Consider the following 24,204-nt stretch of genomic DNA (forward strand, 5'->3'; position numbering starts at 1 on the left):
ACATCCAGCGGATTCCCTTGACTATCCTTCAATTGCAGCTTGACTTTAACCGTCTGGAACGCAATTACGGCGTCAGTTTCGGTATTCTGTTCCTTTTCCTTGTGCGTTCCTTCATAAGTCATGTCAAACGTATAGGAGCCAGGCAACAATTCCTTGCTAATCTCACCGCCGCTTGTAGTTCCGATAGTCCGCCAGTTTCCAGCATAGTAGCTCGCACTGCCGACATCCAGCGGATTCCCTTGACTATCCTTCAATTGCAGCTTGACTTTAACCGTCTGGAACGCAATCACCGCGTCAGCCCCCGTATTCTGCACCTTCTCCTTGATTGTACCTTCATATTTCATCGAAAAGGTGTAGCTCTTATTCGGCAATGTTTTACTTACAGATCCGGAGGCATCCGTTGTGCCAAAATCTTTCCATCCTCCGTCGTAGTAACTGACTACCCCTCCACTGAGTGGATTTCCGCTGCTGTCTTTGAGTTGAACCTTAACAGCTGTCGACGACAGCGTAAAACTAACCATTTGAGGAGACTCAACATTCCCTGCTAGATCAATTGACTTATAACTCACTTTGACTTGGCCTTGCTTATCAAATGTAATCGGCGATGTATACAGCTGCCATGTAGTCCCGTTATCCAGACTGTACACGGTATTGGTTACAGTCGATGAGCTATCGCTGCTATTCAATGTAACCGTGACCGGACTTGCGTACGTCCCATTCGGTCCATCCGGTTGCAAAGGCGATAAGCTTGCTGTAGTAACTGGAGCTATTTTATCGATATTGCTTACCACATAACTGGTTTCATCGGAAACGTTGCCTGCGGCATCCGTTGCTTTTGCATACAAGGTGTTGTTGTCCGAAACGGCGATAGGACTTGTATATGCTGTCCATGCACCGCTTGCGCCCAGTTTATATTCTTTGACTGCTGCGTTAGTTGGATAGCCGATCGTTACGATAACGTCCGTGTTGGTCGGTGTTGTCTTATCTGCAGTAAAGGTAGGATCAATAACCAGTGGGCGAGTCACTGTAACTCCAATAGTGTTCGTTCTGATCGTCGTTCCACCTAAAGTGATATCGGCAAAAACGTTCGCTGTTCCCGCCTTGAGCGCTTTAGCCTGCCCATACACAACGGACAGAACAGTCGGGTCGCTGCTTGTGAAGGAAGTGGTGCCCCCTGCCAAGATGGCCGGCAGTCCATTCACCAGAGTGCCGGAACTGATGACCGGCTCACTTTGCTCCTGTTCCAGCGTAACCTTTGCCATCGAAATGGATGCTTGAGCTAGCGGAACGGGCAGTTTGAATAAGATTGGCCCCGATGTATAGTAGATGCTGCCGTCCACACCCAAGTCCATCAAATTCGTCTGGGTATCTACAAGTTTACGCGCTTTCATGGTGACGGGATCGATTGCAGTCACATAACGAGCAATTGTTGTATACAGCAGTCCGTCTTGCCCCCAACGTAAATAAAAGGATCGCCATGTGCTGCCACCGCTTGCATTCGGGTAAAGCAGCTTACTTTTCATAACCGCATTGGTGCCGGGATTCATCGCATAGATAGCAGAAATCTGCCCCCCTTGATCGTCCTTCCCCCATGCGCCGCCCCATAACAGTCCGTCAGGACCGAAAGACAAACCGCCGAGTAATCTTGGGGACGTCAAGCCAGGGATGACGGGTACAAACTCATCCAGCTTGGTACTTGTTGCTACATCCCATTTGAACAGTTTGGCCACCGCTGTGGTTGGCGTCGTTGTGCCGAGCCCCCCTTCGATGGAGGTGCCACCGTAGACAACGCCGTCTTTATAGGCAAGCGCAATGATACTTTGATCTTCTACAACGTTACGAGTTGACGTCCACTTATCCGTCGTTTCATTGTAGATGGTCAAGCTGCCGCCCATATTGCCGTAGACCGGTACCGTTCCGATAAACAGCTTGTTATCGCCAGAAGCAAACGCATAAGGCCGATCTTGACTCTGCGGAATTGTGTAAACAAGCCCTGGATTGTTCGCTTTTGTTTCCCCATAGTTATAAGGCAGGCTTGCATCGTAACGGTAAACGCGCGCTCCACCATAAGCGCCGAAATAGGTCTTGCCATTCAAAAAGCCGATCTCCTCCACTTGATGGGGAGATTTAGGGGATGAGGCTTGCACATCGTAGCTTTGAGTGGATTCATTGAACACGCTCATCCCATCAATGTAACCGCCGAGATAGAGCTTATGATCAGGGCCTTCCGCCATACTTTGAATATTGACACCGTCTCTTGCCATAGCCACTTGGAAGGTTTGTATAGAATTATCGTTCGGATTATAGAGCGTGTATTTGCCGTTATCGTACAGCGTAGCCAACACTTGGCCGACGCCAGGTAAAGTGATCCAATCGATAGCTTTGCTCCCAGCTACGGGAAGTGTATCCTGCGCTGTCACAGGCCCTACCGTATTCGTTGAGACATTATACGCCCACAAATTGTTCGAAAATTTATTGCGGTAATAAAGCAGATTGGCGTCATAAGGTGACGGAGGTGAGATTTTGCCGTCAAATGCCTCTGGAGCCGTATAGGCAATTTGCTTCTTCACTTCGAACGTCAGTTCGTTTACGACGGCGAGAGATGTACCATGTGCAATGTAAAGCAGTCCGTTGTAAGGAGAAATGTTGTGCACGAAATCATCCATGCCCGTGAATGGCAATTGGATCTCAATTTTTTCTCCGCTATTCCGGTCCATTCGCATCAAATGCTTTTTTGAACCGATTCCGACATACAAGTACTGGTCAGTAACCCCGGCTCCCCGAGCATATTGCTCGGTTGGATGCATGCTGCCCAGATCGGCAAACAAACTCGTATTGGTATCATAAGTAAAGACCTTGGCGTTCGGATAAGTAGAGCCGTATATGAGACCATTAGAACTTGCGTCCAAATCCCATAAGAAATTATTGGAGGGATTGTTCCCTATTAATGTGACCTTTTGGGAGACTGGGTCGTACTTCCAAAACATTCGATTGTTGGTGGCACCAAAATAGACCTTATGATCCGCCCCAACCGTAACCGCCCAAGTTTCCGTCGTACCGGGGACCGGTTCCGAGTGATTGATGACTCCCGTCGCAGCATCAACGGCATAGAACGTCCCCGGATTGCCGTTGGCTACGAAATAGAGCTCGCCGTTCCCTATCGCTCCCCCTAAGGTTGTCGCCGTGAGCGTCGCTTTGCCTAAATCGACGGGGGCGCCATACTTAAACGGTAATTTAAGCGCGTCACCTTTATAAGAAAATGAAACATCATCAAAATAGGCTTTGCTAAGAGTCGCTACACCGGAATACAACAAAACCTTCGCTGTGGTCGCGTTATCTGGAGCTATACCCTCTATTTTGAGTTGGCTCCATGTATTCAGCGGTGTACCATATGAAACGGAGGATGTTCCAATTTCGCTGCCTGATGAATTATAAAATTTCAAATAAAGATTCACGGCTCCTCCGGATACTAAGTAAATACTGGCATTCGCTTCATATATGCCGTCCGGCTTCACACTGATCGCTTGGGTGCCCAGCCCAACAGCTTTGTCCGTATAAGTGTCATCAATCAGTAGACTGGACAACCCGCTGTTCTGCTCCGCCTTACTTATCGACACTGAGCTTGCGGGCGTACCTGAGAACAACCCCCAACCAGGAATAGTTGCTCCGGAAGTAGGATCTTCAAATCCGGGATTGATCACGGCAATTGTATCGGCCACGCGGTAAAACTGGGTCTCGTCTACATAGGCCGTCATTAAAACTCCTGTCGAACCATACACGAAGACCGTTGCAAAGGCGGCATCTGATGGTGCAATACCCTGTACCCGAATATCCAGCCACTTGTTTAACGGAGGTGCGGAGATGGTAGAAGTCGCCTGTTTGTTCAAGGGTTGCCCCGCAGTGTTGTACCAGCGAATCCAAAGCGTGGGAGCTCCCGTAAAACTTTCAACATACAATTTAACTACAGCTTCGTATGATTTACCGGGCGTGACGGCCAGCTTTACACTTTCCGCTCCAAGCGCCCCTGTCTGTGTTTTATCAATCTTCATGCTTCTATTGCCTGCGAATTTGGTCGTTTCAGACATCGAAAGACCTGTTTGTATACCGCCAGAAAAATAACCCCAACTCGGAATCTTACCTGATACCAAATCTTGCTCAAATCCGGAGTTGGGCACCGGAATGATCTCCGCCGCCTCAGCGGCTCGTACGTTGGAGGGCAAGTAAAAAGCTAAGCATAGCAAAGCTAACAATCCCAACAACCATTTCGAAAACGTACTTCTACCAACCATGGATATAGCCATTTTCATCATCCTTCTTCAAAATTCTACCCGATTCGGTAGTGGGTGTGGTGATAGGCGAGATTGATGTATCACCCGTGTGAAATCGCTTACATTTTGTATATAAACGAACTAATAAAAAAAAGTTAGTAACCTGACCAGTCATGGAGCATGATAACCCTATTTTTAAATGGAAAATGGCTGGAAGTATCTATAACACTCTCATGGACTGGTAGGATTTGATGAAGGAAACCGAGGTACGCATCAACAATGAATGGCATTGAACAACTTGCACAATATTGGCTTTGAGCGTTTCTTTGGGGATCGTATACGAACAGCAGTGATTACAAAATTTCAAAAGATACAGGTACAGCACTTACTTGTTTCTCAGCTTCCCCTCCTAGCTCTTTCCCGTAATCAATGAGAACGCCTAATACGTCTCGCGGAGTTTCGCGAAGCAATTCGTAAGCAACTGTCATAGAGGGTAAAACCATCTCATGCGTGATAAGTGTTTGGATGGAAATCCGTCGTTCCGCAAGTAAACGGATAAATTCCGCCATGTTGCGACCTTCCGTCCAACGTACGTAACCGATCGGATAATCGACGCCCTTGCTTTCGTAGCTATCATGGTACCGCCCAGGACCACCAGCGCGTGAAATGAGCACCTGCGCCTCTTTGGCAAACATCAACTCCCGATCGAAGTCCATCTTCACATCGCCAACAATGACGATTTTCCCCCTGTCGCGAATCCAGCGAAGGGCCTGATCAATGATGCCGGAATTGGCACCATTGGCGCAGATGATGACCGCATCAACACCTTCATGCTGATGTAACGAATCGATGGTACGGTTAACATCCTGTACATTGTCACATACTTGAACGGCACAGGCTTCCGAAAGCTTGGCGCAGCGTTCCGCCAACAAATCAAGCCCGATTACCCTGCTGCCGGAAACGTCTGCAATCCGACATACGATTTGTCCCAGTATACCTAGTCCAACCACGACAACCGATTCTCCAAAACGCAAATCCGCTTGCCGCAGCGCATGAATGGCGATGGCACCGAGTCCGACGAAGGACGCTTCTTTCGAGCTGCATTCATCTGGAAGCGGAACAACTAAATGCTTAGGAACCACTAAGAATTCCGCATGCTTAACATAAGGAGAGCCGTAACAAGCAACTCTCTGCCCTACCTTCACATGGGAGACGCCTTCCCCAATTTCCCGCACAATTCCCATTGCACTGTAACCAAGTTGAATGGGAGTATCGGTCATCATGTTTTTCAGCAGCAGCTCTGTGCCTGAACTAATTGCGGAATAGCAGGTTTCAACACGCACATGGTTCGTTTCAACCGTAGGCTCTTCAATGTCTAAGACTTCAACCTTGCCTTTCAAAGAAATAACTGCTTTCATCTCTTCCCTCCTTTCATTATTGGTATTTATCTGGATCATATTATTCATGTTAAGCGATAGTAAAAGGACTGTCAAACCTTTTTTCATAAGCATTTCGTCCTTTTTTTTCTGCAAATAGATTTAGATAAGTATCAAATAAGAACCAATGATTATGATATAATTAACTTTAAGATAGGGGTTGACTAGCATGAAGAATGATATGCTCTCTTCTCTGCTGGAAACAGCCGAGTTAAAAGTGTTAAAGTTTGATATCCATCGCCGTCGCGAGATGAACTACCGGAACCGTGTATTTCAAGAGTATTACATGATGACCTATGTGAGAAAAGGCTCGGCCAAACTCAGGGTTCAGGACAACATCTATGTCATTGAACCGGGATCCGTCATTTTTATCCCTACTTTTCTGGAACACGACCAATATAAAGATAGTGATGAGGAAACCGAGTTTCTCTGGTGGCATTTTACTTACAAGATTCAGAATGTGATCGATGTGCTGCCGTTTTTACAGATCCCTTATATCTATCCGCTGAAAAATCACAAAAAATTCGAAGCCGTCTTCGACGAATTCATACTCTCCACCACAAGGGAAGGCCATATCCCTAACATCATTTTGCAAAAAGCAAAATCTCTTGAATTGCTTTATTTGTTATTGGATAATGCTTTGGGAAGTGCGAATACCACCGATTTGAGACAGCAGTCTCGAAGCTTTTTGTCCATCTTATTGAAGATTGTCACTCAGCCCGAAGCTTCTCTTTCATTATCGGATTTAGCCAAGGATTTACATATGAATCCCACCTACGTAAGCAACCACTTCAAAGAGATGTTCGGCAAATCGCCCATCCTGCTGCATCGGGAAATTAAAATCGTCAAAGCAAAATCGCTTTTGGAAATGCAAGAAATGAACATTACCGAAATCAGCAGCACCCTTGGATTTAACGACCTCCAAACCTTTACCCGCCTTTTCAAGAAATACACGGGCATTTCTCCCATTCAATACAAGCGTTTGTTTGATAAAAATATTTAAACATGTTTCCAGCTGCACTACCTGTATAAGTGTTAAACTTCAGCAAAGTTGTGCTCTATTTTTGTAAATCCGATACCTATACACTAATCTCGAGGGTAAATAAACCTGTTCGAGGAGGTAGGAAAATGGAAACACTGCGTATCGTTTTCACAGAAAAACAAAAGGTTGAGGTCCGAAAAGAAACGTTCGATCCTGCACTCGGTCAGACCGAAATTTTATGTGCCGCTCTATGCTCCCTGATTAGTACAGGGACAGAGCTACAATGCCTTAGAGGTGTTTTTGACCCCGATACCAACTGGTCGGACTGGGTTAAGTATCCTTTCTATCCCGGTTATTGTATGGTGGCTGAAGTGCTAGAAATTGGCCCTAAAGTTAAGGGGATACAAAAAGGGGATCGCGTATTTGTCGAGAATTCGCATTCGCAATATTTTAAAACAGATGCCAAGCATGCCTATCTTCTTCCGCAGAATATCAGCGCCGAGCAAGGCGTATGGATCAATCTTTCCAAAACAACACAGCTTGGTGTAAGAAGAGCAGAGCTCCAGCTAGGGGAAACTGTAGGCGTCATCGGTCTTGGACTTCTTGGACAGTTGGTTACCCAATATTTATATCTATCTGGGGTCAAAGAGATTTTCGCCATCGATCCTGCAGAGAGCCGTTTGCAACTGGTTGGGCAACGACCAGGCATTCATTTGCTGCCCATGGATGCAGGAAAAGCACTTGAAGAAATCAACCATAAAACGGATGGCAGAATGCTGGATGTTATCTTCGATATTACCGGACATCCGGCCGTTCTAGCCCAAGCCACTCGGCTCGTTAAACCTTTGGGACGAGTTATTTTGCTGGGAGATACAGCAACGCCTTCTGAGCAGGAAATGGGCCGAAATGTTGTGTCCAATTCCGTTTCCATTCTGGGCATCCACGCCCAAATGAATTACAACGGTTGGAATCATCCCGAAATTGCCGCTTTATTTTTAAGTTATATCGCGCAGGGACGAATGGACGTGTTACCTTTGATTACCCATCATTATTCACCATCAGAAGCCCCGCAGGTGTACGATTCATTGGTGCAAAATCGTAGTTCTGCCATGGGCGTTCTGTTTGATTGGACGAAATTAATGGGAGGAAGCGAAATGTGAAATCACAGTTGAGGGTAGGACTAATTGGATGCGGGGCCATTTTACAGCGCCGCCATTTGCCTGAGTACCTAGCACATAAGGATGTAGTCATTGTAGCTGTATGTGATCCAAATTTGGAACGCGCACAAGAAGTCGCTAGGCAGTTTGGTATACCGAATGCCTACGAAACACATCAACAACTGCTGCATAGTGGCGGGATTGACGCTGTTTCCGTATGTACGCTGAATCATCTTCACAGCTCCGTGTCCATAGAAGCTATGGAATTGGGCATTCACGTACTGGTCGAAAAGCCGATGGCCACCTCTCTGAAAGAAGCGGAAGCTATGATTCGCACGGCCAAAGAGCAGAATGTATTTTTGATGGTCGGCCACAATCAAAGGTTTATGCCAGCACACCGCAAAGCGAAAGACATTTTACAATCCGGAAAATTAGGCAAGGTGTTAAGCTTTAGTACGATATTTGCTCACTCGGGACCCGAACATTGGAGCATAGACGGCAAAAACAGCTGGTTTTTCAACCAGGAGCATGCCTTTTCCGGAGCATTGGGTGATTTAGGCATCCATAAAGCGGATTTGATCCACTGGCTGTTGGAAGACAGTATCACGGAAGTCTCAGCATTTTGCTCAACGCTGCATAAGCCTACGAACGTGGATGATCACTCGATCATATTATTGAAAACAGCAAGCGGAACCGTAGGCTCGTTAACAGCCAGCTGGACCAATTATGCAAATGAAATTAACGCCACTACGTTATACTGCGAAAAAGGTACATTGAAAATCGGAACCGATGACCGTTTCGGGGTAATCATTGAATACTCAGACGGTACGAAGGATTACCATGAAGTCGGGGCATTGCAAACCAATAAGACTGGGGAACAGCATAATTCGGGCGTTATTCATCATTTTGTCGATGGTATTCTGTCTGGAAGCGGCCATGAAATTACCGGAGTGGATGGGTATAGAGCGCTTCAGACCATACTTGCGGGTATGGAATCCCAGCAATTGAAGAAAGTCGTCGTTATTCCGGAGCTGGCGGAAATTAATTAATTCTTTTCTACAATGTAAAAAAGTGCCCCTCCCACGCGATTGCAATGAGAGTGGCACTTTTGTTATTACGTGGAAGGAGGGCATACAGTCGCTAAGTAATGGTTACATAGGAAACTACCCGATAATCCGGCCAGTACCATTTAAAGTTAAACTCCAACGATGGATCGAAGATGCATCATTTCGTTTACCCAAGCTCCCTGGTTACCACCTGGCAGTTGGCCCGCAAGTCAATGGTATGGATCAGCTATATTCCTCCTACTTATCTGCTGTAGTCCGTCTTCAGAGAGGCTTTTATCAGCCGTCGAATTCCATTATATGGGAGACCTCCCATTCCCACACGGATGGCTTCTTCATGGACGATGACCGTTCTGGGTCCTTCACCCTTTCGCTTCAACAAGAAGGATCACATCAGGCAAAAATTTGGTTGGCGGATTTGACGTCTGACATCCGAAAGCGCCCGGACACACTTGTTAGTTATACGAAAGGGATCTATTTGCAGCTCTACCAAACTGTTCAACAAATCGGTAAAGAAAGCGGTATTCCCGCATTCAAACAGGAAATGGCGTTGGGGACATACGTAGAGCGTTTATATGCTTGTCAGACACTGGAGGAGTTACAACTACTGCTAAGTGGTGAGCTCGAAATTCTTTTTGATTATCTGGAGTCACGCCGAGGCAACTCGATTATCCGTCGAATTACATCGAGCGAAATTATCGGAATCGCCAACTCTCCTTGACCGAAATCAGTGAGTATGTGGGCGTTACAATACCCCACTTGTGTTCCGTTTTTAAGGAAGGTACCGGTATGACAATCAAACATTTCCTTTCCGAATATCGGATCGATCGGGCTAAAGAGCTTTTGGCTAACAAGGAGCTCAAGCTGTTTGATATTGCCTTGCAGGTGGGCTATGGGGACGGAGAATATTTCAGCAAAATATTTAAAAAAATAACCAACCTGCAGCCTTCCGAATACAGGAAAAGGATCGCCGATGTTTAATGCCCTCAATCGTATTCTTCTTAAGATGAGATTGAAGCAGAAGCTGCTGCTGTCTTACCTGCTGCTCATCCTGCTCCCGATTCTCTATCTTCAATTCTATGCATCCGGCAAGGTGGCGGGCATTATTCAGGAAATGGTGAGCTTTTCGTTAAATCAAAGCTTTAGCCAGACTCATTCTTTTCTTACTTATAAATTGAAACGCATTACCGACGTTTCGGATCTAATCGCTTTAGACGAGAATCAGATGACCCGTATACTGACACGAAACGTGGCCGATTACAGCCTTCACGATCAGCTGCAGGACGGAAATAAGCTAAGTCAGTTTCTTTCTTCTTTCCGTGACGGCACGGATGTAAGTACTATTCGACTCTTTCTGCCGGACGGTTTCCTGTTTGCTAATGAAGGCAGCAGCATGTTCCGATTAGAAGATGCTCTAAACACGACATGGTATGCTAAATTGATCACTTCGAGGGTTAAGCTCATGTGGTTCTCCTCACATGATTATCCAACCCAAGCCACCGATTCTACTCCAGTCATATCCCTAGTCCGTCTCATCCGCCATCCCGACCACTATAACGATACGATCGGCATTCTGCGATTGGATATGGATGAACAAATGCTAAAAGAGATCGTTTCCCGTGCCAACACGGTTAAGAATAGTCTAACTTATTTGCAGAGCAGTGATGGTCTGGTTCTGATCGCCTCGGACGATGCGCTCCTGAAGCAACATCTTCCATCTGAAGGCTCCGTATCTCCAGTATTTCAGAATACCAACAGCAGTAATACGCAGATTATGAATGGCAAAAGGCTAGAATTCCACCAAATGCAAATTCCGCAAACTGACCTGACCATGGTTACGGTTATTCCACATCAAGAAATTGTGTCCAAAAGCACGCGCCTCCAACAAGAGCTCCTAGTTAGTTTGCTTATCGTCGGACTGCTGGCCATTGGACTTGCCCATTTTATCTCACTTCATATGACAAGGCGAATTACTCACTTGAGCCAAAAGATGAAAGCCATGGAGGCTGGATTCCTTGAACCTATCATAAAACCGTCGGGGGATGATGAGGTTGGAGAATTGATCCAAAGTTATAATTATATGTCGCAACAGCTGGCTTTGTTAAAGGATGTCGAAGTAAAGGCAATCAAATCGGAATTGAAGGCTCTTCAATCCCAGATCAATCCCCACTTCTTATACAATACACTGGATCAAATCAATTGGATGGCTCAATTCGGGATGAACGACCAAATCGCCGCCCTTGTACACTCGCTAGCCGGATACTATAAGCTCACTCTGAGCAACGGACAGGATATCATCACCATTGGGCACGAGCTGAAGCTGGTCGCCTATTATGTTGAAATCCAAAATATTCGCTTCGAACAAAGAATCGAGCTTAACTTACAGGTCGATGAGGAATTTCAACAGGGACTCATTCCAAAGCTAACCCTTCAGCCAATCATCGAGAACGCCATTCTACACGGAATTTTAAGGAGCGAAAATCGTGAGGGAAGCATTACGGTAACCTGCGAACGCCAGGAAGATCGGATTGTCCTGTCAGTCATTGACGATGGGGTTGGAATGGATGAAAAGCATCTGGAAACACTTCGATCCGGCAACAAGATCATTAACCCCTCCGGCAGCGGCTACGGGATCCGTAACGTTCAGGAACGAATTAAATTATACTATGGTGAAACATTCGGATTGCAGTTTTTCAGTTCACCGGAGATGGCTTGATCGTCGAAGTACATATACCGTTAATTGTGGAATCGAATTCCTTATGAAGGAATATCATGAAACGCTCGTAACTTCGTGAAATATTAAAAAGATCGTTCTCCACTTTTGCAAAAAAAAAGCAAAAAGTGAAGATGCGATCTTTTATTTTTTGACCAGAGCCGGGCAACAATTGCTTGCTGATCTCGCCACTTTGGATTGGACTACAAATCTTGAATCCGATGTTTATTCTGCTGCCGAAACTGCCCAGGCCTGATCCCAGTCGCTCTCTTAAAGACTACACTCATATATTCTGTATGTTTAAAGCCGATGCGTTCGGCGATGACAGCTAAGGAAAGTTTAGTATCTAGGAGTAGTTTTTTTACAAGCTTTAGTTTTACATTTATGATTTCATCATGTGGTGTGCGACCCAATGCTTTCTGAAATCGGCTTTCCAATATACGGCGCGATACCTTAAGTTGTTCGAGAATATCTTGAACTTGAATATCATCATAGGCATGATTGCGAATAAAACGTACGGCATCGGATACCATTTTGTCCTCTATAGCAAGAACATCTGTTGACAATCGAACATGAACATTTAAGGGTTCAATCAAGTGCATTTGCGCCCCTATTACTTCGCCTGACATCATACGCTCGAGTAACTCCGCTGCTTGGTAGCCTGTTTTGACGGCATTCGTTTTGATGCTGGATAAGGGAGGATTAGATAATTCGCACAAGAGCTCGTCGTCATCCACACCTAGGACAGCCACTTCATCAGGAACGGCAATCTGAGCAATCCGGCAAGCCTCGAGAAGCTGTTGGCCGCAAATGTCATAGCACGCCATTATCCCTATCGGCTTGGGTAGGTCATACAACCATTGGACCAGCTTGTCTCTTTCTGTCTTCCATGATTTTTCAACTAATAGATTTTCAGAGGCTTCATAAATATGGCAATAATGACCTCTCTCCGCAAGACATGCCGCCAAATAGGTGCATCGTAAGTTAGACCATCGAAAACGAGAGTCCCCATAAAACCCTATATGTTTAAATCCACGTTCGAGAAAATGCTCTGCAGCCAATTGGGCAATGGATTGATCATTCGTCTCTACATAAGGAAGGCTCGGAATCATTCTTGAGGCACTGAGATCTACGGTTGGAAGACCCGCGTCCTTAATAAACCGAGCGGTTTGCTCGTTCTCGATACGGGCGATAATGCCATCTCCCTGCCACTCACGCAGCCAAGTCAAATCGGTGTTATTTCGGCTATATTCACTGAGAAATATCGACCAAGGACGATTTTCACGCAAATAGGTGTTTATCCCACTGAGAAGTCCACGAGCGTACCCATTCGAGGTTTCAATTAATAGAGCGACCTGTTTTTGCTGTGGATTCGTTATCGATACATTTTCGTTGAATCCTGATGTGAATAAACTCATTAGTAAACAACCCCTTTTTCACACTACTTATTAATATATGGTTATATTTCACTATTTACAACTATGAAAGATAGGTGAAAAATCTCATTTTAAAAAGCAAATAATCTCATCGACTTCTTTTGTTTTTTGGTCTAAAGTCAAGCTATAAACGGAATATGACAGGAGGATCCAACTGTGTCTTCAAAAATACGAGTCGCTATTGTCGGTTTAGGCTTTGGGTCAGAATTTATTCCAATCTATCAAAATCATCCCTATGCGGAAATGTACGCCATCTGTCAAAGAACAACGGATAAATTGAATCAGATAGGTGACCATTTCGGTATTGAAGTTAGGTATTCCAGTTTTGATGAAATGTTGAAGGATGACAACATTGATGCCGTGCATATTAATTCTCCAATCCCTAACCATGCCGAGCAAAGCATTGCAGCATTGATGGCAGGCAAGCATGTTGCTTGTACGGTCCCTATGGCAACGACTGTTGAAGATTGCAGGCGAATTGTTGAGGCTGGGCAGCTGTCTGGGAAAAATTATATGATGATGGAAACCTGCGTTTACACCCGCGAATTTCTATATGTGAAAGCTTTGCGAGACAGCGGCCAACTTGGGCGGATTCAGTTTCTACGCGGAGCTCATCAACAAGAGATGTCAGGCTGGCCTGGCTACTGGGAAGGACTTCCACCCATGCATTATGCGACGCACGCGGTTAGTCCATTGCTCGCTCTTGCCGGCAAGGAAGCAGAATTCGTCTCATGCTTGGGTTCTGGCCAAATAGCTGACAATCTTGCTGCAAAATACGGGTCACCGTTTGCAGTCGAATCCGCGTTATTCCGACTTCGTGACTCCAACCTTGCCATGGAGGTTACGCGTTCTCTATTTGAAACCTCACGCGAATATGTTGAAAGCTTTGACGTTTATGCGGATCAAATGAGCTTTGAATGGCAGCAGTTAGAGGGTGAAGAACCTGTTATCTTCATAGGTGAGAACGCTAAGCGGGTTGAAATTCCAGATTATGCAAATTTGCTTCCAGAAGGCATACGTAAATATACGCTGGAGGGTGTCTATGATTCGGCAGATAATGTACATTTATCCTTCAAACAAGGGAACGGGCATGGTGGCTCCCATCCGCATTTGGCACATGAATTTATCATGAGCATCGTTGAGAAACGTGAGTCTTTCCCCAACGTCTATACGTCTGCCAATTGGACTTGTGCTGGCATATGCGCACATGAATCCGCCATGAACAATGGTGAGCAAGTGAAGTTGCCAATATTCCGGTAAAACACTTCATATCAGGAGGCCATCACCATGAATATCCCTTATTTAAGAGCTGAAACCGATGAACAAAGCATACGTATTTATCGAGGCAATCATCCAGATCCGATTCTTGTACAGAATGCACAAACGAATCAACGTCCCTTTATTCACCCAATCCTTGCTCCGGATGGAAAAGGTGTGTTAACTGAAAATGCTCCGCCTCATCACTCCTGGCAGCATGGCATTTGTATCGGCTTGAATGATGTAAATGGCATTGGATTTTGGGAGGAAGGCATTAAACATCATCCAAAGGATGGCAGCTTTCACCCTCAGCCGCTTAAGCCTACAGTCATTAACCTACACCATGCTTCATGGGAGATTGAAACGTATTGGCGCGATCCCCAAGGAAACCACATGATTACAGAATTGCAGCAATGGAGTCTGCATGATCTGGGGAGTACATATGAGCTTGATTTCCAATGGTCTTTACGAGCAGAAATCAAACTAACCTTCGGACGTTACGATTATGGCGGTCTTTTTCTTCGTATGCCTTATCGTCATGAACTAGGAGGCGAAGCGCTCAATAGTGAAGGTCAAATGAATGGTGAAGCAGAGGGAAAACGTGCCCGTTGGGTATCCTGCAGAATGCCAATTGAAGGCCGATCTGACAACGCTGGCTTTGTGTTTATGGACCATCCGAAGAATACGGAGCATCCTGTGCCATGGCGTGTTGATGGACAATTAGGTATTTCTCCTAGCCGTTGCATTGCAGGTCAGTGGGAGCTGGATCAAGGAGAAACACAAATGAGCAAGTATCGGATACTCGTATTTTGTGACAATATGGATCCATCCTCTGTGAATGAAAACTGGCGAAATTTCGCATCAAAGATAGCAATGAACAAGGAGTGAAACCTATTATGAGAAGTGTTATTATCGTCCATCCTAGTTTCGATGCGATCTGGCCGTGGACCGCGGACCACTTTCACACACTTTGGAAAGCTCAAGGAACAACTGATTTTATTCGATTGGCTCCTGATGAGTTAAAAACGCTTGGGGAGCTTGTTCCCGAACCCAGCAGCGTTACCCGTTTGATTTCCTTAAATGTAGCTGTCACATCCGATTGCTTACACGCTTTCAGTAGTTTAAAAGAAGCCGTTATTACAACCAGCTCCTATGGGAGTCCTTTAGCGGAAGAACAAATGGGTATTTTGAAAGATGCAGGAGTGACCGTGTACACGCATCCTAGCGAAGGTTTCTGGGGACAATCCGTATCCGAGTTCGGTCTGGCGCTAACCCTATGTGGTTTACGTAGAATTCCTCAAACGCATCATGACATCATGACAAGCTTGCAGCCTTGGTATTATGAACCTGATAATGGTGTAGGCATGCCGAAAAAAAGAGGACAACAGTTTGGTGACGATCCCAACTTTACGAATGGAACCGTTGAAGGTAAACGAGTCCGTATTGTTGGGGCAGGCAATATCGCTTCTCGTTATGCAAGCTTTGTCAGCATGCTTGGGGCAGACGTTGCGGCGTGGGATCCCTTCGCTACTGAACCTTCCTTTCACCGCGCAGGAGCTAGGAAGGAATGGCACTTGAGCCAGCTCATCCAAGATGCAGAGATTTTCGTACCCATGGTACCCCTAACAGAGAAGACAATAGGACTAATTACAGCAGAGCATATTCATTCACTGCCTAAAGGATGTTTAGTGGTACTGGTAACGAGAGCAGAAATTTGCGATATGCAGGCGATTCGTGAGCGTGTTCTTAAAGATGAGATTAGCCTTGCAGCAGATGTATTTGATATCGAGCCCTTACCATTGCAGGATTCATTGTTGGGAAGGCACAATGTCGTTCACACCCCACATAACGCTGGACGAACGGTACAAGCAAATCAACGTTGGGCCGAAAAACTAGTCGAACAATTCCTTCCCCTTTCACAATATGAATAATAATCAATTCATCAACAACAGATGCAACAAAAGTGCCCCTCCCATGTGATTACATGGAGCGAGGCACTTTTCATGTCCGAAGTCTATCTCACCGGAACAACTGTAAACGTAGTCTTGTCCGCTTTCTTCTTCTCCACTATCGTTGGAATTTGGTCAGTTTCGAGGACATCTATGATGCCACTTTCAGTTTTAGTTAGAGTCAATGACAAAATCATGCCCCGAATCGTATTCTCACTTTTTGTCAGCTTCGACGATACGAAGTTACCTAAGGAGGAAGCAGCGACTCGATTGCGCACCTTACCATCGTTGTCTTTCACTACAGTCTGAGTTACCGGGTGCAGCACATGAGGATGTGAGCCTAAGACTACGTTAACGCCTTGTTTAAAGAGGAACTGCATCAATTGCTTCTGATCTCTGCTCGGGTACGTCTGATACTCTTTCCCAAAATGTAAGCATACTATGATGAAATCAGTTTTGTTTTTCAATTGGCGGATATCTGCAGCCATCTTTTTTCGATCGAATGGATTCACCATCCATCGACGAGGAACAGATATGGCATTCGTCCCTTTGGTATAGGCCAAAATGCCAATATTCACCCCTTTTACACGCATAATCAGATGCTGATTAGCTTCATCAAGGGTACGAGAGGTACCCGTATGCTTGAGCCCGTGTTGATCGAGGACCTTCAACGTTCGCTTTAAGCCAGCTACACCACCATCCATACAATGGTTATTGGAAGTTGTTAATACATGAAACCCTGTGTTTTTCAGCGTTGCTGCCAATGCATCCGGGCAATTGAACACGGGGTACCCGGTTCTCGGATTCCTTCGTTCCATTGGACAATTGCATTTGGGACGGATTCCCATCCTGCCCAATTGCCTTTTCCCAGAGAAGGTCGTTTCCAGATTGCCAATCGTTAGATCATGGTTCATTAGGTAAGGTTTAATGGGTTCAAAAATAGGATCGAACGAATATCCATCTTCTTGTTTAGCTGAGTCAATGATTTCACTTTTCATCAACAAATCTCCAACAGCGGCGATCGTTATTTGCACCAACGCTTTCACTCCTCTCATGAGCACATTATTCGATGAGAGGAGTTGTTGATTGTAAAATAGGCTGGGCTTTAGAGTTCAGGCAGGTTGGGAGAAAGCGGTGCTGGGGGCTGGGGCGGGAGCTGATGATGGGGCATGATACTGGGTGCTTGGTGCTGGTGTTAATTCTTAATACTGGACCCGGTAGCTGTCCCCCTCCGTTGTGAGGTATTTAGCGATGTTAATCATCGCTAAATATGGAGATCCCCCTCTGGCACACACTTTAGCAATGAAAAACATCACTATGGAGCGGAAATCGGACTAATTAGCTGATTCCAAATCATTTAAAGTTGTTTTATATCGTTAACGAAACATACTTTGATCGTGTTCAAACTTTAGTGATGAAAAACATCCTTAAGGAGCGAAAATCCTACACCCAACCTGCGTTGCCAGCTCCGGCGTCACATTACAAATTCACCTCAATAAAACATACCCTTTACCCGCAACTAGAAATATTAGTATCCCAATGTTAAATGTGACTGTCCAAAAGCCGAATTGAATTCCGAGCCCCTTTATAATAAGAAGAACCTCCATTCCCACTTCAGGTGGATTTGGAGGTTCCTTTACGAAAAATTTGAGACTGACTCATTCGCGCCGAGTCCATACGGCGTCTTGCTAGCTCCAGTCGCCACACGTAATCCTTTAGCGTTGCCCCGTTTTCACCAGCAACCCGCTCGGAAGCTTGGCATCCCAATCATCCGGGAATGGTAGGCCTAGCGCAGATAGCGCGACGGCAGCCGTGTCCATGATAGTCAGGCCAGCCAAATCAGCCTCTGTTTGAATGCCAGGGCCACGGCAGCCCCAGAAAATCGTCATATCTTTCGGATGATCGCTGCCATGATTGAAGGAATCCAAGCCCCCGCCGCCATGATCCGTCGTTACAATAATCAGACTGTCTTCCAGCATTCCTGCATCTAGAATGGCTTTACTGATCTCACCGATTTGACTATCTGCACGCGAGATCGCCTTTAAGTACTCCTCCGAGCCATACCCATGCCGATGGCCGGCAGCATCCACATCATCCAACTGAACGAACAGCAGCTCAAAATCCGGATTGTTATGGATATACGCGGCAATGGCAGGAACCAAATCTTCATCCGGTGCAGCGTATTTATAAACCGCATCGTTCTCTTCAATGACTCCGGTCTGTATCGGTTTCCACGAAACGAAGGAAGCCATCTTGCTGTTAGGTTTGGCTTCACTAATGATTTGAAATAAGGAGGGCGTTGCCGAGACTACTGGGTAGTTCCGTTCCATTTTGATATTCACATGGGACTCATGTCTCTCCGGCGTTACGCCATGCAGCAGAGAACCCCAGCATTCCCCGCTAATGGAGGGAAATACGGTTTGGGCATGATCCGTTTTGGCTCCGCCCAGGAGGAGTACATCGATATACGGCGTATCCGCTTCGCTGACGAATGCCCCCGCTCCATCTATACCAAGAATGATGACTCTTTTGACTGCCATGGTTGATGCCATTGTCAATCCCTCCGATTTCAAGTTATCCCAAATCCGGCGTATCCGTCAGTTCAATGACCGGCGTATCCGTATGATGTAATTCAAATACGATAATTTCATTGCGTCCAATTCGCAGTAATGGCGCCGGCAGATACAACGTTTGCTGCGGCCCTTTCTCCCAATAACGTCCCAAGTTAAACCCGTTAATCCAGACTACACCTTTCGTCCAGCTGTCCAAACGAATGAACGTGTCCCCCGCTTCTTCCACGGTGAATTCCCCTCGATAAAAGGCAGGACGATCATTCCTCTCACTTACCTCCGCGGAACGTTCAAACGGAATCGCCGTCAGATTATCCAGTGGGAGTGGATATATTGTCCAATCAAACAAGAACTGATTGTTCATCCGTACGCCCTCTGTAATTCCTTTATAGTCCTTTAACTTCGGACCATAGTTGACGCGCCCCATGTTCTCGACCACAATGTCCAGCTTCGCGCCTTCAGCGGGAATGTCCATCGGGAGTGGACGCGAATCCCATCTTTCCACCGTGCCTTGATAGACACCGTCCAAAAAGACTTGCGCACGGTCATGTACCTCCTGCAGGTGCAGCTTTTCACCGGAACGCGGCCCGGAGACATGCGTCGAATAGACGATGAAACCGTAGCTTTGACCAAGCTTCTCCATTGGTTCCGGGTAAACGCACTTCACGGACTCTGAGAGAATTGGCAAATGGTCAAGCATATCTGCTTTTTCAGCCAACGTGATACGACCGTAGCTTTTCTTCTTAATAGGTGCAGGTAATTCCGGGAAATCCTTAACATCTTTTCCTAGATAGTTAGCAATCACGCTGCGGACAGCTTTATATTTCTCCGTCTCATCTCCGCATTCGGACAAAGGAGAATCATAGTCGTAGCTGGTGATGGTCGCTTCATACTTATCACCATAGTTCGCTCCGTTGTAGAAGCCAAAGTTCGTCCCGCCGTGGAACATGTAGAAATTCACTGAGGCGCCAGCGCGAAGCATTCGGTCGAATACGTCCGCAACATCGCCCGCATCACGCGTGTGGTGAGGCTTCAACCAGTGATCAAACCAACCGTTCCAGTACTCCATGCAAACGAGCGGCTCATCAACACGATACTCGCGAAACTTATCAAAAGCCTCCTCCGGTTTAGAACCGAAGTTCACCGTGGCAAGCGTGCCTGGAACCGTCCCGCCCTGCAGCATGCCGTCCTCTGGACCGTCAGACGTAAATAGCATAACATCTACGCCGCGGTTGATGAGCCCATCCCGTAAGTATGTTAAATACGCTGTGTCATTGCCGTAGCTGCCATATTCATTTTCAATCTGCATCGCAATGATGGGTCCACCATTTGTGCTAAGCAGCGGGACCAATAGAGGGATTAGCGTGTCGTAGTAACGGTCGACTTTCTCCAGATAAGCCTGATCCATACAGCGAAGCCGCATATCCGGATATTTCAATAGCCATGCCGGTAATCCACCAAATTCCCACTCTGCACAGATATAAGGGCTCGGTCGCAAGATCACATGCAGCCCTAGCTCGCCAGCCTTCCGAATGAAACGCTCCACGTCCGCAATGCCAGCGAAATTAAAAACATTCTCCTCCGGTTCATGCAAATTCCAAGGCATATACGTCTCCACGGTATTAAACCCGCAGGCTTTGAGCTTCAATAAACGATCCTCCCAATAATCAGGCACGACGCGAAAATAATGGATGGCTCCAGATATGAGTTGAATAGGCTTCCCATCTAAAAGAAACTGCTTATTTTGTGCTTGTAAATTGGCCACGTTTATCCCTCCGACTGATGAATGCGATAGTGTTCTAATGATCTAATCATCGCTGAAAAGCCGGTCAATCCTCAATCTCCAAATGGAGCATTTTCTATACCAAATGTGCCAGTCCAATGATATAATTGAACGTACAGCGATGACGTACGGAAGGAGCCCTTCATGGAAGATTTGTACCGTTTTCCGAACATGATCAATACCTTACAAGTAGTAGGATGCCATTTTGGCTTGCAGCCACCGGGATGGCACTACCCTCGGCATCATCATCATTTGTTTGAACTGCTTTACTGCTCGGAAGGTGAAGTTGTGCAAGAAATGAACCGCGATTCCATCACCATGCGGCAAGGGGACTGGCTGTTGATCAAATCCGGCGTCAGACATCAATCTTCGAATTTAGCATCCGTAGATTATGGCTACTTTAATGTGCATTTCGATCTCGATGATACCGAAATACGCAGCTTGCTATCGACTACTCCTTACCGGCACATCCGTCATAAGGATGCAGAGCGAAGCAAGCTTCGGTTCTACGTAAGCGAACTAGAGGCTTTCATGCATCGCAATCGGACGGAGGATGCAGAGCAAGAACAGCAGCATCTGCGATTCGAGGATAAACTGCTGCTGCAGTCTTACACCCTGCTTATCATCCATGATGTACTTCATTTGCTGCGCGAACACGATTCACCGCACAAACAAAACCATGCGCCAATGGTGGACAAAGACGCCTCCTTGTTCACCGCCGATGTCGCCCATGCGATTGAAGAAAAGCTATCGCTAGGCCTCTGCGAGGAGGCGTCCGTCGCGGGGGTTGCGAAAGAGCTGAATCTGAGCCGCAGTCAGTGCAGCAAGCTCTTCTCCAAAGTGTACGGACTATCGCCGCGGCAGTATGTCAGCCGGCAAAAACTGAACCTAGCCAAAGAGCTGCTCGTCACAACCAATTTGCCGATGACCGACATTGCGGAGAAACTCGGCTTCCATTCAGCCAGCCACTTCTCGCGACAATTCCGGCGCTGGACCGGCCTGTCGCCAAGTGAATTCAAACCGAAGCATCATGCCACACAGCAGCCGCCCGTACTTTAGCGGAACTAGGAGTCGCTATTTTGGCGAAAACCACTTGAATGCCATGGGACGCGGAACCAGAGGACGTTATTTCGTTATTTTTGCCTCCGGATCTTACTTTTTTCACCAAATAACGGTTCCATGTTCCGCCAATCCCATTTCCAATGTGATTTCCACGAAATAGCGCTTCTACGTTCCTCTTCATCTGTGTAAGAGGGTATTTTTCAACCTTTCCTTATTCCCCTTTCCTAAACTGCCCTGGTGTAATGCCCTCATAGCGTTTAAATACCCTGATGAAGGTATTACTGTTCGAGAAGCCAACCTTTTGCGTAATATCCGTAATCGTATCATCGGTCTCCGTCATCAACTGCTTAGCCAACTGGACACGCTGTTTATTAACGTAATCAATAAACGTTTCACCAGATTGCTCTTTGATGAAGCGTGACAAATAAGGCGCATTGACTTCAAACTTCAAAGACAGTGAGGTCAGGCTTAAATCCATATCCGCCAAATGCTCATCAATATAGCTCAGCACTTGATCTTTCAGATTCGTATTGTGACTTTTCTTCTTGGAATCGACGTAGTCACAGACGGTTTTCAAAAACTTATAAATTTCATCTTCAATTTCCACGAAGGACTCGCACTGGGTCAATTGTTTAATGAGTGCGTGCTTCTCTACCGCCAGTTCATTAGGACCTTGATCAAGATGCTCGATGGCCTTCAAGATCGTGCCGATCAGTTCAAACATGAGAAGCTTGCCGAGCTGCAGTGACAACGTGCCGTCCGACACATTCGTTACGATCAGTTCACTGACGGCCTCCATGGCTTCCTCGTACTGCCCGGTTCTAATATGATTGATCAGCTGCCGCTCCATATCCAGCGGATAATACAGCTCGTTCTTCGGTCGTTTGATCCGATCAAAAGGTATGATTTGGCTCGGACCAATGACGAATTTATATTCAAGCGCCTCCAGCGCCTCGTCAAATCCTTGGGGTATTCCGGTCAAAAGAGGATGGATATCACTGATTCCTATTGTCAGTTGAATATAAAATTTCCCCTGAATAATCGTCTGCGCCTCTTGCGCAATATCAATCAAATCCTGCTTCGTCCGAGCTTCATCATCATTCTGAATATTAACCAGAAAAGCAATCATACCATCCACCTCGGTCGTGAACACGGTATGCTTACGGCCAATCAGCTCTTCGGTAATGTTCGTCACAATATAATAGACATACTGCAGCTTGGACTCCGCATCGCGGGACCCGTTATCATTGAATAAAGCGTCGTAGTCGCCAATGTGAAACAGCAATACCGCAAAACGGTTCGATTCAAACCGCAGGTCAAACGACTCCATCGATTGCGCGAGTGCAGAACCGCTCTCGACTCTGCCTTTGAGCAGTCGTGCCAGGAAATGGCTGCGCAGCACGTCTTGCTGCTTCTGGATGGTTCGGTTCGCCGTAACCTGCAAAGCTTCATTTTCCGACATGAAGGACTGCAGCAGTGAGAATTCATTCCCAATACCTTCGAGATTGGACTTCACCTTCGGAGAAACCAAATCCACCATGCGGCGGATCGGCATATAATGTCTTCGCGTCAGCCAAATGGACATCGGACCTCCGACAAAAATACACATAAATAAGCCCGCATAAATCCAGCTGCGCAATTGACTAACTTTCGCTGAATAAATTTTCGTTGGAACGATGGAGACATACTTCCATTCGTTTTCAACCGAAGAAACGTAAGAAACCGTTACCTCTTCCTTGCCCCATTTTTGACTAAATGACCCTTCCGCTGAGTGGATCTGCTCGAAATCAATATCGGATACATGCTCCGAATCGCCTGCCGTCATCAGCAGCTTATTGGTAGAATCGAGTATCAAAACACTGCCCGCTTGGGCAATCTGGATATTTGAGATAGCTGCTTTCAAGCGTTCTGCGTTCAGCATAACAACAAGAGTCGCGGGCGCTTCGCTCGCATTCTGAATCGGCAGTGACTGCATATACACCATGTCATCGTCAGCGAATTGAAGGAAATTTCCATAGTAGATTTTCTCCATACTGTCGCTCCACTGCTTCATGGTGATGCCTTTATTTCCTGCATGGAGCAATTGGAACAGGAGCTCATCTTGATTCATTGTCGATGTCGTAACCCCGAAATGCCCTTTTTTCATATATACATATAAATCGTTAATATCCCCATTCGAGGCGGCATAAGAACGAAGCGAAGTGATCAGATCCAGTGTATCGATCTTGACTTGCGAACTGTTGAAATCAGCTTGATTAACATACTTAATGACTTTAGGATCCAGGGAAAGCTGGAGTCCCATCCGCTTAATATCTTTGAACTGATTGTCTAGCGATTGCTTCACCTGGTTAAGCAGTGCTTTGTTGGATCGAATGACCTCGGAGCTCAATAAATGTTGTGACTGAAAAAGAACCAACATCGTGATGACGATAGGAATACATAGAATGGTTAAGTTCGAGTAAAGCCAAAATAAAAATACGCTCCGCTTCACAAAGATGTCCTCCCTTACTCATGCTGTAAGCAGTAT

The 24,204-nt window shown here is 46.2% G+C and carries 18 protein-coding genes; 10 read left to right on the forward strand and 8 right to left on the reverse strand.

Annotated elements, in window-relative coordinates; all coding sequences use genetic code 11:
- Window positions 1-4,301: OmpL47-type beta-barrel domain-containing protein (locus tag GC098_RS06870; protein WP_171642242.1), on the reverse strand; the 4,301-nt coding region annotated here is incomplete at its 3' end.
- Window positions 4,302-4,621: 320 nt separating this feature from the next.
- Entirely contained in the window at window positions 4,622-5,686 is a 1,065-nt protein-coding gene (locus tag GC098_RS06875; RefSeq protein ID WP_171642244.1) for a zinc-dependent alcohol dehydrogenase, read from the reverse strand.
- A 187-nt stretch (window positions 5,687-5,873) separates the two neighbouring features.
- On the opposite strand from GC098_RS06875, the gene GC098_RS06880 reads away from it, so the two are divergent.
- The 6 genes from GC098_RS06880 to GC098_RS06905 all read left to right on the forward strand — a co-directional run bounded on the left by GC098_RS06880 (window position 5,874) and on the right by GC098_RS06905 (window position 11,623).
- Window positions 5,874-6,707, forward strand: a complete 834-nt coding sequence (locus GC098_RS06880; protein WP_171642246.1) for a helix-turn-helix domain-containing protein — start codon at window positions 5,874-5,876, stop codon at window positions 6,705-6,707.
- A gap of 125 nt (window positions 6,708-6,832) precedes the next feature.
- Window positions 6,833-7,846, forward strand: coding sequence for a zinc-binding dehydrogenase (locus GC098_RS06885; RefSeq protein WP_171642248.1), 1,014 nt, complete (start codon window positions 6,833-6,835; stop codon window positions 7,844-7,846).
- Window positions 7,843-8,892 carry a Gfo/Idh/MocA family protein gene (locus GC098_RS06890; protein ID WP_171642250.1) on the forward strand — a complete coding sequence of 350 codons (1,050 nt, stop codon included), beginning with the start codon at window positions 7,843-7,845 and terminating at the stop codon, window positions 8,890-8,892. Before GC098_RS06885 ends, GC098_RS06890 begins: the two co-directional genes overlap by 4 nt.
- Window positions 8,893-9,127: 235 nt before the next feature.
- Window positions 9,128-9,628 carry a hypothetical protein gene (locus GC098_RS06895; RefSeq protein WP_171642252.1) on the forward strand — a complete coding sequence of 167 codons (501 nt, stop codon included), beginning with the start codon at window positions 9,128-9,130 and terminating at the stop codon, window positions 9,626-9,628.
- A gap of 17 nt (window positions 9,629-9,645) precedes the next feature.
- Window positions 9,646-9,888: a helix-turn-helix domain-containing protein gene (locus GC098_RS06900; protein ID WP_312880009.1), complete on the forward strand. Its 243-nt coding sequence runs from the start codon at window positions 9,646-9,648 to the stop codon at window positions 9,886-9,888.
- A 25-nt stretch (window positions 9,889-9,913) separates the two neighbouring features.
- Window positions 9,914-11,623, forward strand: coding sequence for a cache domain-containing sensor histidine kinase (locus tag GC098_RS06905; protein WP_171642256.1), 1,710 nt, complete (start codon window positions 9,914-9,916; stop codon window positions 11,621-11,623).
- Between the two features lie 200 nt (window positions 11,624-11,823).
- Here GC098_RS06905 and GC098_RS06910 read toward each other — a convergent pair whose 3' ends face one another.
- Complete coding sequence (locus GC098_RS06910) at window positions 11,824-13,038, reverse strand: DNA-binding transcriptional regulator (RefSeq protein WP_171642258.1); 1,215 nt, start codon at window positions 13,036-13,038, stop codon at window positions 11,824-11,826.
- A 174-nt stretch (window positions 13,039-13,212) separates the two neighbouring features.
- Between GC098_RS06910 and GC098_RS06915 the strand changes: the two genes are divergently transcribed.
- From GC098_RS06915 to GC098_RS06925, 3 genes are read left to right on the forward strand one after another with little or no spacing between them, the layout of a single operon-like run.
- On the forward strand, window positions 13,213-14,316 hold the full coding sequence (locus tag GC098_RS06915; RefSeq protein WP_171642260.1) for a Gfo/Idh/MocA family protein: 1,104 nt from the start codon (window positions 13,213-13,215) through the stop codon (window positions 14,314-14,316).
- Between the two features lie 27 nt (window positions 14,317-14,343).
- Window positions 14,344-15,201, forward strand: coding sequence for a DUF6807 domain-containing protein (locus tag GC098_RS06920; protein WP_171642262.1), 858 nt, complete (start codon window positions 14,344-14,346; stop codon window positions 15,199-15,201).
- 8 nt (window positions 15,202-15,209) lie between these two features.
- The gene (locus GC098_RS06925; protein WP_171642264.1) at window positions 15,210-16,244 is read left to right on the forward strand and encodes an NAD(P)-dependent oxidoreductase; all 1,035 of its coding nucleotides are present in this window, start codon (window positions 15,210-15,212) and stop codon (window positions 16,242-16,244) included.
- 83 nt (window positions 16,245-16,327) lie between these two features.
- Here the strand turns inward: GC098_RS06925 and GC098_RS06930 are convergent, their stop codons facing one another.
- The 3 genes from GC098_RS06930 to GC098_RS06940 form a co-directional block, all read right to left on the reverse strand.
- Complete coding sequence (locus tag GC098_RS06930; protein ID WP_312880010.1) at window positions 16,328-17,296, reverse strand: CapA family protein; 969 nt, start codon at window positions 17,294-17,296, stop codon at window positions 16,328-16,330.
- Between the two features lie 681 nt (window positions 17,297-17,977).
- Window positions 17,978-18,814 (reverse strand): alkaline phosphatase family protein, encoded by an 837-nt coding sequence (locus GC098_RS06935; protein WP_171642268.1) that lies wholly within the window; start codon window positions 18,812-18,814, stop codon window positions 17,978-17,980.
- A 22-nt stretch (window positions 18,815-18,836) separates the two neighbouring features.
- Window positions 18,837-20,597 (reverse strand): glycoside hydrolase family 35 protein, encoded by a 1,761-nt coding sequence (locus GC098_RS06940; RefSeq protein WP_171642270.1) that lies wholly within the window; start codon window positions 20,595-20,597, stop codon window positions 18,837-18,839.
- A 189-nt stretch (window positions 20,598-20,786) separates the two neighbouring features.
- Between GC098_RS06940 and GC098_RS06945 the strand changes: the two genes are divergently transcribed.
- Window positions 20,787-21,674: an AraC family transcriptional regulator gene (locus GC098_RS06945; RefSeq protein ID WP_246358470.1), complete on the forward strand. Its 888-nt coding sequence runs from the start codon at window positions 20,787-20,789 to the stop codon at window positions 21,672-21,674.
- Here GC098_RS06945 and GC098_RS06950 read toward each other — a convergent pair.
- Entirely contained in the window at window positions 21,631-21,858 is a 228-nt protein-coding gene (locus GC098_RS06950) for a hypothetical protein (RefSeq protein WP_171642274.1), read from the reverse strand. The two genes, GC098_RS06945 and GC098_RS06950, sit on opposite strands and share 44 nt — an antisense overlap.
- Before the next feature lie 30 nt (window positions 21,859-21,888).
- On the reverse strand, window positions 21,889-24,168 hold the full coding sequence (locus GC098_RS41125; protein ID WP_171642276.1) for a helix-turn-helix domain-containing protein: 2,280 nt from the start codon (window positions 24,166-24,168) through the stop codon (window positions 21,889-21,891).
- Window positions 24,169-24,204 lie beyond the last annotated feature (36 nt).

The sequence above is a fragment of the Paenibacillus phytorum genome, assembly GCF_013141715.1.
GTDB lineage: Bacteria > Bacillota > Bacilli > Paenibacillales > NBRC-103111 > Paenibacillus_E > Paenibacillus_E phytorum.

Coding starts and splice junctions, on each gene's coding strand:
- GC098_RS06875 (WP_171642244.1), bottom strand. CDS start 5,686: ATGAAAGCAGTTATTTCTTTGAAAGGCAAGGTTGAAGTCTTAGACATT.
- GC098_RS06880 (WP_171642246.1), top strand. CDS start 5,874: ATGAAGAATGATATGCTCTCTTCTCTGCTGGAAACAGCCGAGTTAAAA.
- GC098_RS06885 (WP_171642248.1), top strand. CDS start 6,833: ATGGAAACACTGCGTATCGTTTTCACAGAAAAACAAAAGGTTGAGGTC.
- GC098_RS06895 (WP_171642252.1), top strand. CDS start 9,128: ATGGATCAGCTATATTCCTCCTACTTATCTGCTGTAGTCCGTCTTCAG.
- GC098_RS06905 (WP_171642256.1), top strand. CDS start 9,914: ATGAGATTGAAGCAGAAGCTGCTGCTGTCTTACCTGCTGCTCATCCTG.
- GC098_RS06910 (WP_171642258.1), bottom strand. CDS start 13,038: ATGAGTTTATTCACATCAGGATTCAACGAAAATGTATCGATAACGAAT.
- GC098_RS06920 (WP_171642262.1), top strand. CDS start 14,344: ATGAATATCCCTTATTTAAGAGCTGAAACCGATGAACAAAGCATACGT.
- GC098_RS06925 (WP_171642264.1), top strand. CDS start 15,210: ATGAGAAGTGTTATTATCGTCCATCCTAGTTTCGATGCGATCTGGCCG.
- GC098_RS06935 (WP_171642268.1), bottom strand. CDS start 18,814: ATGGCATCAACCATGGCAGTCAAAAGAGTCATCATTCTTGGTATAGAT.
- GC098_RS06945 (WP_246358470.1), top strand. CDS start 20,787: ATGATCAATACCTTACAAGTAGTAGGATGCCATTTTGGCTTGCAGCCA.
- GC098_RS06950 (WP_171642274.1), bottom strand. CDS start 21,858: ATGAAGAGGAACGTAGAAGCGCTATTTCGTGGAAATCACATTGGAAAT.